Source organism: Catenulispora acidiphila DSM 44928, assembly GCF_000024025.1.
GTDB classification, from domain to species: Bacteria; Actinomycetota; Actinomycetes; order Streptomycetales; family Catenulisporaceae; genus Catenulispora; species Catenulispora acidiphila.
Map to the genome: position 1 here is coordinate 9,534,197 of NC_013131.1, position 14,750 is coordinate 9,548,946.

The 14,750-nt window shown below is 71.2% G+C and carries 15 protein-coding genes; 7 read left to right on the forward strand and 8 right to left on the reverse strand.

The window, feature by feature from the left end:
• Positions 1–163: 163 nt before the first annotated feature.
• The 5 genes from CACI_RS40630 to CACI_RS40650 all read right to left on the reverse strand — a co-directional run bounded on the left by CACI_RS40630 (position 164) and on the right by CACI_RS40650 (position 6,010).
• Entirely contained in the window at positions 164–919 is a 756-nt protein-coding gene (locus CACI_RS40630; protein ID WP_015796770.1) for a phosphoglyceromutase, read from the reverse strand.
• 9 nt (positions 920–928) lie between these two features.
• The gene (locus tag CACI_RS40635) at positions 929–1,477 is read right to left on the reverse strand and encodes a type III secretion system chaperone family protein (RefSeq protein WP_015796771.1); all 549 of its coding nucleotides are present in this window, start codon (positions 1,475–1,477) and stop codon (positions 929–931) included.
• Between the two features lie 44 nt (positions 1,478–1,521).
• Positions 1,522–2,805 (reverse strand): D-inositol-3-phosphate glycosyltransferase, encoded by a 1,284-nt coding sequence (gene mshA / locus CACI_RS40640; protein ID WP_015796772.1) that lies wholly within the window; start codon positions 2,803–2,805, stop codon positions 1,522–1,524.
• Positions 2,806–3,406: 601 nt separating this feature from the next.
• The gene (locus tag CACI_RS40645) at positions 3,407–4,105 is read right to left on the reverse strand and encodes a TetR/AcrR family transcriptional regulator (protein ID WP_015796773.1); all 699 of its coding nucleotides are present in this window, start codon (positions 4,103–4,105) and stop codon (positions 3,407–3,409) included.
• Between the two features lie 60 nt (positions 4,106–4,165).
• The gene (locus tag CACI_RS40650; RefSeq protein WP_143765595.1) at positions 4,166–6,010 is read right to left on the reverse strand and encodes a S53 family peptidase; all 1,845 of its coding nucleotides are present in this window, start codon (positions 6,008–6,010) and stop codon (positions 4,166–4,168) included.
• A 127-nt stretch (positions 6,011–6,137) separates the two neighbouring features.
• Between CACI_RS40650 and CACI_RS40655 the strand changes: the two genes are divergently transcribed.
• The 4 genes from CACI_RS40655 to CACI_RS40670 all read left to right on the forward strand — a co-directional run bounded on the left by CACI_RS40655 (position 6,138) and on the right by CACI_RS40670 (position 8,597).
• Positions 6,138–6,620, forward strand: coding sequence for a helix-turn-helix domain-containing protein (locus CACI_RS40655; protein ID WP_041543716.1), 483 nt, complete (start codon positions 6,138–6,140; stop codon positions 6,618–6,620).
• A gap of 16 nt (positions 6,621–6,636) precedes the next feature.
• Positions 6,637–7,347, forward strand: coding sequence for a hypothetical protein (locus CACI_RS40660; RefSeq protein ID WP_015796776.1), 711 nt, complete (start codon positions 6,637–6,639; stop codon positions 7,345–7,347).
• Positions 7,348–7,449: 102 nt separating this feature from the next.
• Positions 7,450–7,776, forward strand: a complete 327-nt coding sequence (locus CACI_RS40665; protein ID WP_015796777.1) for a DUF2516 family protein — start codon at positions 7,450–7,452, stop codon at positions 7,774–7,776.
• A complete protein-coding gene (locus tag CACI_RS40670) occupies positions 7,773–8,597 on the forward strand; it encodes an alpha/beta fold hydrolase (protein ID WP_015796778.1) in 825 nt (274 codons plus the stop codon). The genes CACI_RS40665 and CACI_RS40670 overlap by 4 nt, the downstream gene beginning before the upstream one ends.
• A gap of 432 nt (positions 8,598–9,029) precedes the next feature.
• Here CACI_RS40670 and CACI_RS40675 read toward each other — a convergent pair whose 3' ends face one another.
• Positions 9,030–9,533: a MarR family winged helix-turn-helix transcriptional regulator gene (locus CACI_RS40675; RefSeq protein WP_015796779.1), complete on the reverse strand. Its 504-nt coding sequence runs from the start codon at positions 9,531–9,533 to the stop codon at positions 9,030–9,032.
• Positions 9,534–9,681: 148 nt separating this feature from the next.
• Here CACI_RS40675 and CACI_RS40680 point away from each other — a divergent pair, with 148 nt between their 5' ends.
• Entirely contained in the window at positions 9,682–11,223 is a 1,542-nt protein-coding gene (locus CACI_RS40680; protein WP_015796780.1) for an MFS transporter, read from the forward strand.
• On the opposite strand, the gene CACI_RS51795 is transcribed toward CACI_RS40680, so the two are convergent.
• Both CACI_RS51795 and CACI_RS40690 read right to left on the reverse strand, forming a co-directional pair.
• Positions 11,178–12,182, reverse strand: coding sequence for a permease prefix domain 1-containing protein (locus CACI_RS51795; RefSeq protein ID WP_015796781.1), 1,005 nt, complete (start codon positions 12,180–12,182; stop codon positions 11,178–11,180). The genes CACI_RS40680 and CACI_RS51795 overlap by 46 nt on opposite strands.
• Before the next feature lie 156 nt (positions 12,183–12,338).
• Positions 12,339–12,710: a PadR family transcriptional regulator gene (locus CACI_RS40690; protein WP_015796782.1), complete on the reverse strand. Its 372-nt coding sequence runs from the start codon at positions 12,708–12,710 to the stop codon at positions 12,339–12,341.
• A 151-nt stretch (positions 12,711–12,861) separates the two neighbouring features.
• On the opposite strand from CACI_RS40690, the gene CACI_RS40695 reads away from it, so the two are divergent.
• Complete coding sequence (locus CACI_RS40695) at positions 12,862–13,281, forward strand: YciI family protein (RefSeq protein WP_015796783.1); 420 nt, start codon at positions 12,862–12,864, stop codon at positions 13,279–13,281.
• Between the two features lie 52 nt (positions 13,282–13,333).
• Positions 13,334–14,719, forward strand: a complete 1,386-nt coding sequence (locus CACI_RS40700; RefSeq protein ID WP_015796784.1) for an RNA polymerase sigma factor — start codon at positions 13,334–13,336, stop codon at positions 14,717–14,719.
• Positions 14,720–14,750 lie beyond the last annotated feature (31 nt).

Genomic DNA, 14,750 nt, shown 5'->3' on the forward strand with positions numbered 1-14,750 from the left:
TTCCTCCAACGGGGTTGACGTCTGCCCCTCCAACTGTAGGCATCGCGAGCACACAGGGTAGCCAATCGCGCACACTACTCACGGGTTACATAACGTGCGATGTCAAGGACTCCCGCTCCCGCCGAGGGCGTCATCCCCCGCCGGGAGCAGGCTTCCCTCGGAGCTACTTCTTCCCCTGGTTCTTGACCGCCTCGATCGAAGCCGCGGCGGCCTCCGGGTCCAGGTACTCCCCGCCGGTCTTGGTCGGGCGCAGGTCGGCGTCCAGGGTGTAGAGCAGGGGGATGCCGGTGGGGATGTTCAGGGCGGCGATGTCCGCGTCGGAGATGCCGTCGAGGTGCTTCACCAGGGCGCGGAGGGAGTTGCCGTGGGCGGCGACCAGGACGGTGTTGCCGGTGCGCAGGTCCGGGACGATCGCGTCGTACCAGTAGGGGAGCATGCGGTCGACGACGTCTTTCAGGCACTCGGTCTGCGGGCGCAGTTCCGTGGGCAGGCCGGCGTAGCGGGGGTCTTCGAACTGCGAGTACTGGTCGTCCTTGGCCAGGGGCGGCGGGGGGACGTCGTAGGACCGGCGCCAGAGCATGAACTGCTCCTCGCCGAACTCGGCCAGGGTCGCGGCCTTGTCCTTGCCCTGGAGGGCGCCGTAGTGCCGCTCGTTCAGGCGCCAGCTGCGGCGGACCGGGATCCAGTGGCGGTCGGCGGCTTCCAGCGACAGGTTCGCGGTGCGGATCGCGCGGCGGAGCACCGAGGTGTGGACCACGTCCGGGAGCAGGTCTTGCTCGCGCAGCAGTTCGCCGCCGCGCACGGCCTCGGCCTCGCCCTTGGCGTTGAGGTTGACGTCCACCCAGCCGGTGAACAGGTTCTTGGCGTTCCACTCGCTCTCGCCGTGGCGGAGCAGGATGAGGCGGTATTCGGCGGTCATGGCGCCAGCCTACTTCGGGGCTTCGGTACCGTTCTCGTCCCGGGTGCCGGGTGTCCGCTCGATGAGATGGCGGAACGCCGCGAGGTTCGCCAGCGACTCCCCGCGGGAGGTGCGCCACTCCCACTCGCGCCGGATCGCCGAGGCGAAGCCCAGCTCCAGCAGCTGGTCGAAGGAGGAGTCGGAGGCCGCGACCGCCTCGCCGAGGAGCTGGTCCACGGTCCCGGCGGTGATCAGGCCCAGCGGCAGGCGGCCCACCAGGTAGACGTCGCCCAGCTTGTCCAGGGCGAACGCCAGCGAGCCGAGCCGGGTGTTGCGCTCCAGCAGCCAGCGGTAGACGCCCTCGTGGTTCTCGTCGGGACGGCGCGCCACGAAGGCGTTGAGCGACAGCGTGTGGTCCCCGACCACGAGCGAGCACGTGGTCCACAGCTTGTGCTCGCCGGGAAGTTTCACGACGAACGTGCCCTCCTCGGGCCGCTCGTACTCGACTCCGGCGTCGGCCACCGCTTCCAGCACCGCCGTGCGCGCCGCGGCCTTGAGGCTTTCTCGATCACCACCCATGGGACCGACCCTATTGCCGCCGGGCCGGCCGGCGCATCGCCGCGCTACTGCCCGGCACACAACTCGCGGTAGCGAAGGGCGCGCAGATCCTCGATCGAGCGGCTGTAGACGTCGGCGGTCGCGGCGGCGGTCGCGGACCAGCCGAAGCGAGCCGCGTGCTCGACAGCGTTCTCGCCGAAGTCGGCCAGCCGGTGCGGCGCATCGAGCAGCCCAGCGACCGCGGTGGCGTAGTCGCCCGGGTCGTGACCGGCGACCAGCGTGCCGGAACGGCCGTCGGCCACCGCCGTGGCCAGTCCCCCGACCCGCGCGGCGACCACCGGCGTCCCACAAGCCTGCGCCTCTATGGCGACCAGCCCGAAGGACTCGCTGTAGGACGGCACGACCGCGATGTCCGCGGCCCGGTACCAATCCGCCAGCCGCGTCTGGTCCACCGGCTTCACGAACCGCACTACGTCCGCGATCCCGAGCCGCCGCGCCAGCCGGTGCAGGTGCGTGGGCTCGGCCAGCCCGGAACCGCTGGGCCCGCCGACCACGGCGACGACCAGCTTCTCGCGCCGCTCCGGCTCCCGCGCGATCAGCTCGGCGGCGGCGCGCAGCAGCACGTCCGGCGCCTTCAGCGGCTGGATCCGGCCGACGAACAGCAGGACCGCCGCGTCCGGCGGCAGCCCGACCGACTCGCGCGCCGCCCGCTTGTCCCCCGGACGGAAGCGGTCCAGGTCCACGCCGGGGTTCACGGTCGAGACCCGGCCCGGATCGGCGCCGTAGAGCCGCACCAGCTCCGAGGCCTCCTGGTCGGTGTTCGCGATCAGCCGGTCCGCGGCGTCGACCACCTGGTCCTCGCCGACCAGCCGGGCCGTCGGCTCGGGGTCGTCGCCGAGCGCCAGCGCGGCGTTCTTCACCTTGCCCAGGGTGTGCATGGAGTGGATCAGCGGGACGCCCCACCGCTCCTTGGCCAGCCAGCCCACCTGGCCGGAGAGCCAGTAGTGGGAGTGGATCAGGTCGTAGTAGCCGGGCTCGTGCATGGCCTCGGTGCGCAGCACGCCGGAGGTGAAGGCGCACAGCTGCCCCGGCAGGTCCTCCTTGGAAAGTCCTTCATAGGGACCGGCCGTGACGTGCCGCACCAGAACCCCCGGCGCCAGGTCCACGGCCGGGGGCAGCGCCCCGGTGGTGGCCCGCGTGAAGATCTCCACCTCGATACCCAGATCGGCCAGCCGCCGCGACAGCTCCACTATGTAGACGTTCATCCCCCCGGCGTCGCCGGTCCCCGGCTGGTGCAGCGGGGAGGTATGGACGGAAAGGAGCGCCACACGCCTGGGCAGCGATTCCACGGCGCTCTACCTCCTACATCGGGACAATCCGGGGGTGTCGTCGCAGGCCGCCCAACCGGTTCACACGCGCGTGATCCGGCTGTCGTGGCCGACAACGATGCAACGGCAGGACCTCGGCGGCGCATTCCCGTCCCGGGCCGCCGCCGCATATCGGTCCGATCATCCGATGACTCTACGTGCCTTCGGGCGGTGCCCCGCGCCGCCGACTGACCAGTGAGACGCCCTGTGAGGAGAAACACTGCGAGCGGAAGTCCCCCCAAAGAAGTCCCGACAAAAAGGACCCGGCCCCGCACACCGATCACGCGGGGACGCGAACGGAACGGGGCCGGGCAGGCGCGCGGGTCTGCACTCGCACACCGCCGAGGGTCGGGCTCCCTCGGAGGGCTCTCAGCGTGGCATGTCCGATGTCAAAACCACATAAGTAAAGTCACTATGCTGCGTAGTAGATAACCGGTGGGTAGTCCTCCACCCCAGGTCAGATGGCCTTCCATCCACGCACTGGACAGGGGTTACGGGTATCGGCGTCCTTATATGAGCCTCAGGACGCGTGGTGGTTTTTACCGTCGCGGGAGGGACGCGGTCTCAGACGGTCGCCGTACGGCTACAGCGCAAAGGACGCCGCGACGAGGTCCCGCACACTCCGCCGGCAGTCGGCGTCGCCGAGCATCGCCGAATCCGGATCACCGTGCCGGTGCATCGCGAACCACGCGATCGTCTCGACGATGAAGCGCGCCGCGACCGGCACGTCCGGCACCGGACGCAGCACCCCGGCGTCGATACGGGCCCTGAGATACCCGCCGAGCGCCTCCAGCAGCCCGCGCCGGGTCTGGACGTAGTACCAAGCCGCCAACTCGGGGAGGTCTTCGGCGCAGCGGGCGAAGAGCTTCAGCGGGACGCTGTTGTCCTCGATGAAGCCGTAGAGGCCGTCGACGACCTGGGCGAGTTCGTCGCGCGCCGGTCCCGCCGACTCCGCCGGCGCCTTGGCGAGCAACGCGTCGACGCCGCCGAGACCGCCGCGCGCGGCCGTCCACGTCTTCACCGCCTCGACGATGCGCTCCATCGGCGGCGCCACCACCGGAGTCGCCAACTCCGCGGCGGCCTCCGGATCCAGGACCCGCAGCAATGCCAGATAAAGCAGGGCCTGCTTGCTATCGGCATAGGTATAGACGGCGCCGTGGCTCAGGCCGAGTTCGCCCGCCACATCGGAGATGCCCGCCGAGCGGAAGCCCTTGGTGATGAAGACTCGCACGGCCGCGTCTGCCACTTCGGCCAGCGGCCGTGCCGGGAGCCTTCCTCGCATGGCTCGAACCTATGGTGACTGACTTGATCGGTCAATCAAGGGCGGGAGCGACGGGAGCGATCAGCGCCCCGAGCCCTTCCGCAATCCGTCGATGAAGGCGGAGCCGTTCGGCGTGCCCAGACCGGTGATCGTGTCGTAGCCCTTCGCCAGGACCTGCTGCCCGGCGCCGGGCGTCGTCGTGCCGAAGACGTCCAGGCTGGGACCGGAGCCGTCGGCGGCCGGGGTGAAGGCGGCGCGGTCCTGCTGGGGTGCGGAGGCGCTGACCGGCAGGACGTCGTGCAGCGCCGGGGTGCCCGCCAGCCGGTACAGCAGGGGGTTGATGAAGCCGAACGCGGAGCCCTGACCCTGCTCGGCGTCCGCGACCAGGGCGGCGACCAGCGGGCACGCCAGGCTGGTGCCGGCGTTCGGGAGGGTCTGGTACGGCCCGGGCTCGGCGTCGGTCCCGGTCTGGATGAAGCCGATCAGCATGCCGGTGTCCGGGTCGCCGTCGGCGGCGATGTCGGGCACCGCGCGGTTGTCAACGGTCTTGCCGCCGACCTGCACCTGCGCCATGGACGACGGGACGACGCCCTTCTGATAGCGCGGCTGCCCGAAGTCCAGGCTGGTACCGCCGCCGCCCCCGCCAACGCCTTCGGAATCCCACTTCCCGCCGTCCAGCGTGGCGCTGTCGTCGGACCAGCCGGTCTCGAAGACCCGCTCGCCCTTCGCGCCGACGCCCAGCGTCGTGCCGCCGACCACGGTCGCGTACCGGTCCGAGCCGGTCATGGTCAGCCCCGGCGTGTCGCCGGAGACGAAGTACATGCCGACGCCCTCGGCCGCAGCGCGCAGGTCGATGGCGTGCATGACCGGAGCGGGCTCCATGCCCAGCGAGATCTGCCAGGAGTTGGACACGATGGTCGCGCTGGGGCGAGCGCCCTCGCCGAGCAGCACCGAGAGCGTGGCGTCGATGAGCGACTGGTCCTCGTCGCCGCAGGCGCCGTCGGCGACGACCATCAGCTGGTTCGCGTCGGGCGCCAGGGCGTAGACGGCTTCGGAGTCCATCTCGGCTTCGTCGTCCACGGGAGGGCCGGAGGGCGCGACGTCGGCGGAGGTGTGCCGGGTGGAAGACGCGGGGGTGGCGCCACACTCGCTCCCGCTCTCGATCTTGCGGAACTGGTCGCTCCGCGGCGCCGGCAGGTGATTGGCCTTCGCGTAGTCGGTGAGGGTCGTGAACATCGCCGTCGGAGACGCGTTCTCGGTGAGCGCGACGGTGACACCCTTACCGGTGTTCGCGGAGGTCGCACCGTACGCGGCACGCATCTGCGCGGCGGAGTAGCCGCAGATCGGCAACGAGCCCTTGGTCAGTCCCTTGTAGGCGGGCTGGAAGCTCTGGACGTGCTGACCCCAGAACTGCGCACAGGTCGGCGCGGCGATCGCGGGAGTCGCCGACGCCGCCGCGTCACTGCCACTGCCACCGAGCCCGGTCACGCCGAGCACATCAGCCGCGAGGGAGGACGGCACCGTCAGCTTCGTCACCGCGCCGGTCGCCGACAGATAGTCGTGACCGCTGCTGAGGCGCACCTGCTTCAGACCCTGCTGCGTCAGCCAGTCCGTGACCGCCTTAATACGCGCCGCCGAGGGACCGAACCGCGCGGTATAAGCATTCGGACTCAGATAGTGGCGATACCCCGCCCCACCCGGCGTCGACACCGCATCGGCGAACGCCGTGGCGCCCGCCAGATCAGGCGTCAGCCACACCTGCACAGTCACGCTCTGCGCCTGCGCAGGCGCCGGCGCACTGCCTGCCATCAGCGCGCCACCGCTGACCAGCGCGACAGCGACCCACCGTCGAGAAGCACCCTTGATCCCGTTTTCAGAACTCACAGTCCGTACGACGCGGCACCGACCGCCCAGGTTGATCGCCATCACCCAGAAGGCTCAACCACGCCCCGAGTTCGCGCCCTGCCACGCAGTGCCGCGCATCACATCAGCTAGCATCCGCTTGCAATTGCAAGCACTCGCATGCCACGCTGAACGCATGCCCCCCAACCCTCTGGGAGCCCTTCCCATCGGACCGCTCGGCGAGTACATCCGCGAGCAGCGCCGCAATGCCGAGTACTCCGTGCGGCAGCTGGCGCAGGCGGCGGGGGTGTCGAATCCCTACCTCAGTCAGATCGAGCGGGGGTTGCGCAAGCCCAGTGCGGAGATTCTGCAGCAGCTGGCCAAGGCGCTGCGGATATCGGCCGAGACGCTGTATGTGCGAGCCGGGTTGCTGGACGGCGGCGCCGACGTCGATGAGGACGCGGCGACCGACGGGCACGGCGTGCGTTCCGCTGTGGCGGACGATCCCTGGCTCAACGCGCGGCAGAAGCGCGCGCTGCTCGACATCTATGAGGCGTTCCGTATCGAGAGCGCCCGGGATGCGGCGGCGAGCGCACCGGACGACGAAGCCGCTAATCCTGACAAGTCTGGCAAGTCTGACAAGACCGACGAGACCATCCACGGCCCGGTGACGTCCGGGCCCACCGAGCAGTGAATCGAGAGGCACCCTCATGAACCTCGTGGACAACGCCCGCAAGACCGTGACGACCACGGTCTCCAACCCCAAGCCGCTCTACTTCGCCGCGGGTGTCGGCGACGCGGCCGTCTCCGCGCTCAAGGACGCCCCGGCTCTGCTGACCGAGGCCGGCAGCAAGGCAGGCGTGGTCGCGACTTCCGTGGCCGGCAAGGTGGCCGGGGTCGCCGAGACCGTCCAGTCGAAGATCGCGCTGGGCCAGCTGCAGGACGACGCCAAGGCGCTGCGCGAGCGCATCGCCGAGCCGGACCTGCGCGCCGCGCGCGAGAAGGCCCAGACCCTGCTGCTGATGCAGGTCGGCCGGGCGCTCGAAGTCGCGGGCAAGGCCGTGGAGACCTACGACGGCTACTCCGAGCGCGGCAAGGCGGTCGTGGACCGCGTGCGCGCCGGGCGGGTCACCGAGGTCGAGGTCGTCGCGGTGCAGGAGACCCGCGGCTCGGAGTCCGTGCGGGTCGAGTCGGTGATCGTGGTCGAGGACGACGAGCCGCAGACCGCCCCGAAGGCCGCTGCGAAGACCGAGGCGCCCAAGGCTGCGGCTCCGAAGACCGAGACGCCGAAGTCCGCCGACGCTCCGAAGGCTGAGGCGCCCAAGGCCAAGAACACGGCCGCCACCGCCACCGCCAAGAAGTCCGCGCCCCGCCGCTCCGGCACCGCCAACGGCACCGCCAAGAAGGCCACCGAGTCCTGAGCGCGTGACTGGGAACGAGCCCGCCGGTCGCGTACGTTGGACGTAACGACCGGTAACGACCGGCAGGCATCCCAGCCCCGTTATCAGAAGGAGGACGGCGACATGATCGGCTCCGCGCTGCGCGACGGACTCACCAGCTTTCTCGCCATCATCTCCCTGGCCGTCCTGGTCGGGCAGATCGTCGTCCTGGTCGACGCCGCGCTGCGGCGCGAGGACGCCTACCGCGCCGCCGGCAAGCTCACCAAGCCCGGCTGGCTGATCATCCTCACCGTGGCGATCGCCGCCAACATGCTGCTGGGCCTGCTGTTCACGATCATCGGCGTGGTCGTCGCGATGGTCTACTGGGTCGACGTCCGCCCGGCCCTGAAGGAAGTCTCCGGCAGCAAGCGCAAGACCGGCAGCAACCAGGGTCCCTACGGTCCCTGGTGAGGACCCTGACGCTGCCCTACGCCGGTCCGTCCGGCGCCGGGACCGTCGAATACACGCTCGCCGGGGGTCTCCCGCCGCCCGCCACCCTGTTCCTGCACGGCCTGGCCGGGTCCATCGAGGACACCCGGCCGCTGGCCTCCGGCGTGCCTGGCCGCAAGGTCTTCGCACACCTGCCCGGCCACGGCCGCTCCACCGGTCCGGACCCGCTGGGCTATGACACCCTCGCCGCCGCCGCGCTGGCCGTCGCCGATCACGAGCACGCCGACGCGGCGCTCGGCGTCTCGCTCGGCGCGGCGACGCTGCTGCGCCTGCTGAGCCGCACGCCCGACCGGTTCGAGCGCGTGGTGCTGTATCTGCCGGCCGTCGCCGACGTTCCCCGCCGCCCCGAAGCCATCGCACCGCATCGCGACCTCGCCGACCGCATGGCCGCGGCGGACGCCCCAGGGGTCGCCGACGCCCTGCTGCGCACTCAGCCTCTCGCGGTCCGCGACGCGGCGATCGCCCGCGACTGGGCCGAGCGCCGTGGGAAGGAACTCGTCGCCGAGGGCGGCGATCCTGAACGCTGGTTGCCGCTGGCCTCGGCTGTGCCGCTCGATCCGCACGGCTTGGAGCGGTTGCAGGACGTGCGGATCCCGGTGCTCGTCATCGCTCAGGAGGGCGATCCGGCGCACCCGGTCGAGGCGGCGCGGCGTGTCGCCTCCGTGCTCCCGACGGCGCGCTTGACGGTGTTCGACAAGGCTGGTGCGTTGTGGGGACACCGGGCCGAACTCCGGGCTCTCATCGCCGAATTCCTCGGCCCGGACGGGAACCTTCTTCGCTGATATACGTTCGGTAACACACCGGCCTCGACCTGCGATTTTATTTCTCAGGGTTTTCTCACAGGGGTCTCAGCGAATCCCTGGGGCGGCCGGGCCATAGTGGTCTCACCCCCGAAAAACCCGGGAGAGCCCGACTCCCGGACGGTGTGGCTGCTGACGAGACGGCCATGCTGGGCCCCGGTCCTTTGGGACCGGGGCGTCGGGTCAACTCGCAGGACCCCCTGGGATGTGGACCGGTGGGGACGCCGCTCGCGGCGTCAGGTGTGTGGTGTGGGATGCACGAAGAGTTGGACGCACGACAAGTAGGACGCAAGACAAGTAGGACGCAAGACCCGGACCGCCCGTCCGGCGAGGCCGCTCAGCCCTCCTCCCTGAGCCGCGGCCACGTCGGGCGGGCGGTCCGACGTCGTGGGCGCGTTCTTTGAGAGCGCCTGCTTAAGCTTGCCGAGCCCGCCGAGCGCCCGCCGGACTTTCCTCCGGTGTGGCCAAGTGCCCCCGCGTCAGCAGTTCCAGCGCCTCCAGCAGCACCGGCCGCATCTCCTCGGGCAGCGCGCCGATCGCGTCGGCGTGCACGCGGTCGACGATCTGCTGCGTCCGCTTCGCCATCTCGGCGCCGGCGTCCGTGACCGCGATGATGCGCGCGCGGCGGTCGGTCGCGGAGGGCCTGCGCTCGGCCAGGCCCGCCTTCTCCAGGGCGTCGACCGTCACCACCATCGTGGTCTTGTCCATGTCGCCGATCTCGGCGATCTGGATCTGCGTGCGCTCCTCCTCCAGGGCCTTGACCAGCACGCAGTGCATGCGGGCGGTCATGCCCACCTCGGCGAGCCCCGCGGCCATCTTGGTGCGCAGCACGTGGGAGGTGTGGTCCAGCAGGAACGACAGATCGGGCGCCGTGCTCGTCACGGCGTCGGTGCGCGCGGCGGGCGCCAGGGAGGTCATGCGGGCAGTCTACTCCGAGACAACTCCGGGAGAAGATCTTCCCGAAAAAGATTGTCTGCTTCAAAACCATCCGCTACGGTCAGTCCTATCGGCCCGGCGAGGTTCTGCCTCCGCGGCTCCCCGCGTCCTGTCCTCCAGGAGTGATCGCATGTCCTTCGAATCCCGAACTCCCAGCGCTCCGGGCGCTCCTCGCGCTCCCCGAACTCCCCGAACTCCCCGCCCCGCCGGGTCGCCGCGGCTCGCCCTCGCGGTGATCGCCGCCAGTGCCCTGATGGCGGTCCTGGACGGCAGCATCGTCACCGTCGCCATGCCCTCCATCCAGTCCCACCTCGGCTTCTCGCCCGCCGGCCTGAGCTGGGTGGTGAACGGCTACCAGCTCGCCTTCGGCGGCCTGCTCCTCCTCGCCGGCCGCCTCGGCGACCTGCTGGGCCGCAAGCGCGTGTTCCTGGCCGGCATCGCGCTGTTCCTCGCGGCCTCGGCCGTGGCCGGCGCCGCGACCTCGCCGGCGATGCTGGTCGCGGCCCGGTTCGCGCAGGGCGTCGGCGGCGCGGCGTCCTCGGCGGTGAGCCTGGGCATCCTGGTGACGCTGTTCACCGAGCCGCGCGAACGGGCCAAGGCGCTCGGCGTCTTCGCCTTCACCGGAGCCGCCGGCGCCTCGATCGGCCAAGTGCTCGGCGGGGTCCTGACCGACGCGCTGAGCTGGCACTGGATCTTCCTGATCAACATCCCGATCGGGCTGCTGACCCTCGCTGCCGCGGTCCGGGTGATCCCGACCGACCGAGGCCAGGGCTTGCGCGCCGGCGTGGACGTGAGCGGCGCGCTGCTGGTCACCGGCGGCCTGATGCTCGCCATCTACACCGTGGTCGGCACCGCGGACCACGGCTGGGGTTCGTCCCGCACGCTCGGGCTCGGAGCCCTGTCCGTCCTCCTGATCGCGGGCTTCTTCGTCCGCCAGGCCACCGCCGCCAACCCCCTGATGCCGCTGCGCATCCTGCGCTCGCCCGGCGTCGCCGCCGCGAACGTGGTGCAGATGCTGATGATCGCGGCGATGTTCGCCTTCCAGATCATCGTCGCCCTCTACATGCAGCGAGTCCTCGGCTACGACGCCACCGAGACCGGCCTGGCGATGCTCCCGGCGGCGGTGGCGATCGGCGGCGTGGCGCTGGGAGTGTCAGCCCGCCTGATCGCGAAGTTCGGCGCCCGCAGTGTCCTGATCACCGGTCTGGCGATGCTCACCGGCGCCCTCGCGCTGCTGCTGCGCATGCCGACGCACGCCAACTACGTCCGTGACCTACTCCCCACGATGCTGCTGATCGCCGGCGGCGGCCTGGCGATGCCCGCGACCGCCGGGCTCGGCATGTCCGGCGCCCGCGAGCAGGACGCCGGCCTGGTCTCCGGGCTCTACAACACCACCCAGCAGGTCGGAGCCGCGATCGGGGCGGCGGTCCTGTCCACGCTCGCCGCCGGACGCACCGCGCACCTGCTGCGCGCCGGCCACAGCCCGGCGGAAGCGCTGAGCAGCGGGTACCACGCGGCGTTCATGATCGGCGTCGGACTGCTGGCGGTGGCGCTGATCGTGGCCGTGTTCGCGCTGCGCGACGCGCCGGAGCAGGACGCCCCGACGCCGACCCCGACCCCGACGCCTCAGACCGCCTCAGCCCTCGACCTCGTCCTCGCGCCGACCGGCTGAGCCGCCCGCAGACCGAGCAGCGCGCTGAACAGGCAGTAGCCGACGAACGCCGCCACCGCCTCGATCGCCGCGGCCGGCAGGTCCACATCGCCCTTCAGCAAGTCCGGCGCCTTCAGCGCGACCCCCGCCGCCACCGAGATCGTGACCGCCGACCGCCACGGATGCCGCCGCATCTCCAGCCAGCTCATCAGATGCGGCATCCGCGCGGCGGCGGTCGCCCACGTCCGCGTCACCAGCTCGAACAGCCGCGCACTCCACATCCACCGCGCCGCCAACACCTCGCTGCAGTCAGCGATCACATCCAGCGTCGAAGACCCCCCGGACACCGTGCCGACCCGCAGCAGAGCCCGCACACTCAAGACCATCGCGACCGGCACCGCAAGCGCCGCCAAAGCCGACACCGCCCCCAGCGTCCACGAGGAACGAGCGATGTTCCCGGCCGCGACCACCCCGATTGGCAGCAACGCCAGAACCGCGACCGCCTGCGCCCGCACCGCCGTCGCCAACGTCCCCGGAGCCCTGCCGAGCACCCGAGGCGCGATCACCGCGATCAGAAAAGCGGTCCCGGCACACATCGCCGCCACCTGCCCAAGCAGCACGGGACCGGCATAGTAAACAGCCTGATTCGGCCACGGCACCACCGGCGCCCCACCCTGATTCGCCAGCCCCGCAGCCCCAACCGCCGCCACCACGCCCACCACCAGCGCCCACGCCGCAACCCGCGCACTGTGCAGCGCACAATCCCGATTGAACTCCGCAGCCACCTCTTCCGGAGCCCCGAAGCGCGCCGTCGCCCGCCGCGCCGCAGCCTGCGGCGTGTGACCGGCAGCCTCCTCCTCGGCAATCGCATCAGCCAGATGCGCCGCGACCTCGCTGACAATCCGCCGCCGCCCTCGGATCCCGACGCGCAGCCGCCACGCGAGATCATCCAGGTAGCCCTCGACCGACCGATACGTCATGACGCCACCGCCGAACCCGCGTCAGCCAGATGTGCCACCACTTCGTCGAGATGGCCCTCGACCGACAGGTATGTCGTCATGACGCCACCGCCGAACCCGCATCAGCCAGATGTGCCGCCACATCGTCGAGATAGCCCTCGACCGACAGGTACATCGTCATGACGCCACCGCCGAACCCGCGTCGGTCCGGCCGCCGCCACCGGCTTTGGTCTCGGCGCCGAACACGCGCTCCACCGCGGCCGAGAACGAGCGCCACTCGGTGCGGCGATCCTCGGCGGCGCGGCTGCCTGAGGCGGTCAGGCTGTAGACCCGGCGGCGGCGGCCGGCGACCTCGGACCAGCCGCTGGCGACCAGGCCGGCGCGCTCCAGGCGGTGCAGTGCCGGGTAGACCGAGCCCTCGGGGAGGTCGAAGACTCCGCCGCTGCGGTCCCGCAATGCCTCGATGAGTCCGTATCCGTGCGAGGGTCCGGTGGCGAGCACCGCCAGCACCAGACCGTCGAGGTGTCCGCGCATCATGTCCTGGCTCATACCTAGGAAGCCTAAGCCTAGAGCGTCTGGGTATCAAGGGCGGCGGACCGGGTCGGGAGAAATCCTTGCTCCGTTTGTCGATCCCGCCGCGCGCCGTCCGACGCAGTCATGGAGGCTGGATCGACCAGCCGTACTGCGAGGAGCGATCCCTATGCCGAAGTTCATGGTCTTCATTCCGGGCAACGCCGACTCCGAGGCCGGGATCATGCCGCCGACCGATCTGTTCGAGGTGATGAGCGCCTACAACGAGCAGCTCGCGAAGGCCGGCGTCCTGCTGGCCGCTGAAGGGCTGACGCCGACGTCGGCGGGTGCGAAGGTGCGGTTCGACGACGCCGAGCGGCGCACCGTCGTCGACGGGCCGTTCACCGAGGCGAAGGAGATCGTCGCCGGATATTGGCTGCTTCAGGCGTCCTCGCTGGAGGAGGCGCTGGAGTGGGTGAAGCGCGCCCCGTTCGCCGGCGGCCTGACGCTGGAGGTGCGCCCGATCGCCTCGATGGACGACCTCGGGCCCGAGTTCACGCCGGAACTGCGGGAGGCTGAGCAGCAGCTGCGACAGCAGCTCGGCGAGTAGCGGCCGCTCAACCGCCTCGGCTGGTCCGCGCCCCGGCTGCCAGACTGGCGCCATGGCGCAGACGACCAAGACCGTCGCGACCGCCAAGACCGCCGAGACCCTCGAGACCGTCGAAGCGGTCTGGCGGATGGAGGCGGCCCGCGTGGTGGCCACCCTGGCCCGTTACACCGGCGATCTGGGCTTGGCCGAGGAACTGGCCCAGGACGCGCTGGTCGCGGCGCTGGAGCAGTGGCCGGCCGAAGGGGTGCCGGCCCGGCCCGGCGCCTGGCTGACCGCGGTCGGCAAGCGGCGCGCCGTGGACCACTTCCGGCGCGCCGAGACGCTGCGCCGCAAGGTCGGCGAGCTGGGCCGCGAGCTGGAGGCCGGCGGCGCGCCGGCCGAGACCGACCCGGCCCTGGACGCCGTGGACGAGGCGCTGTCCGACACCGCCGTCGACGACGACCTGCTGCGCCTGGTCTTCACCGCCTGCCATCCGGTGCTGTCCGCCGAGGCCCGCGTCGCGCTCACGCTGCGCGTCCTCGGCGGGCTGACCACCGCCGAGATCGCCCGCGCGTTCCTGGTCCCGGAAGCCACGGCCGCGCAGCGGATCGTGCGGGCCAAGCGCGCGCTCGCCGACGCCGGAGTCCCGTTCGAGGTCGCCGACGGTCCCGAGCGGCGGCGGCGCCTGGCCTCAGTGCTGGAGGTCGTGTACCTGATCTTCAACGAGGGCTACTCGGCGACCGCCGGCGACGACTGGCTGCGCGCCGACCTCTGCGAGGAGGCGCTGCGGCTGGGCCGCGTACTGACCGCGCTGATGCCAGCCGAGTCGGAGGTGCACGCGCTGCTGGCGCTGATGGAGATCCAGGACTCGCGGCGGCACGCGCGGACCGGACCCGACGGGGAGCCGGTGCTGCTACTGGACCAGGACCGTGCGAAGTGGGACCGGTCGCAGATCGAGCGGGGTCTGGCAGCCCTGGTGCGTGCCGACCAGGCGTTCGCGGCAGAGCTCGAGGCAGCGGCAGCAGCAGCCGCAGCGGCGACGCAAAGCTCTGACACCCCCCAGCCGGGCACGTATCACCTCCAAGCCGCCCTCGCCGCATGCCATGCCCGCGCCCGCACCGCCGACGACACCGACTGGCGCCTCATCGCCGACCTCTACGACCGGCTCGTGCGGCAGACCCGCTCCCCGGTCGTCGAGCTCAACCGCGCCGTCGCGGTCGGCATGGCCGAGGGCCCGGCCGCCGGTCTGGCGATCACGGACGCGCTCACCGGCCTGCGCGCGATGCAGGGCTACCACCTGCTCCCCAGCGTGCGCGGCGACCTGCTGGTCCGGCTCGGCCGCCCTGCCGAAGCCCGCGCCGAGTTCGAGCGCGCCGCCGGACTCACCGCGAACACCCGGGAACGCGCGCTGCTGCTGGCGCGCGCCGCGGCGTGCGAAGCCGACGTCTCCGAGGCCTGATTCAGCTCACGTGCCGCCCCGCCGACATTGC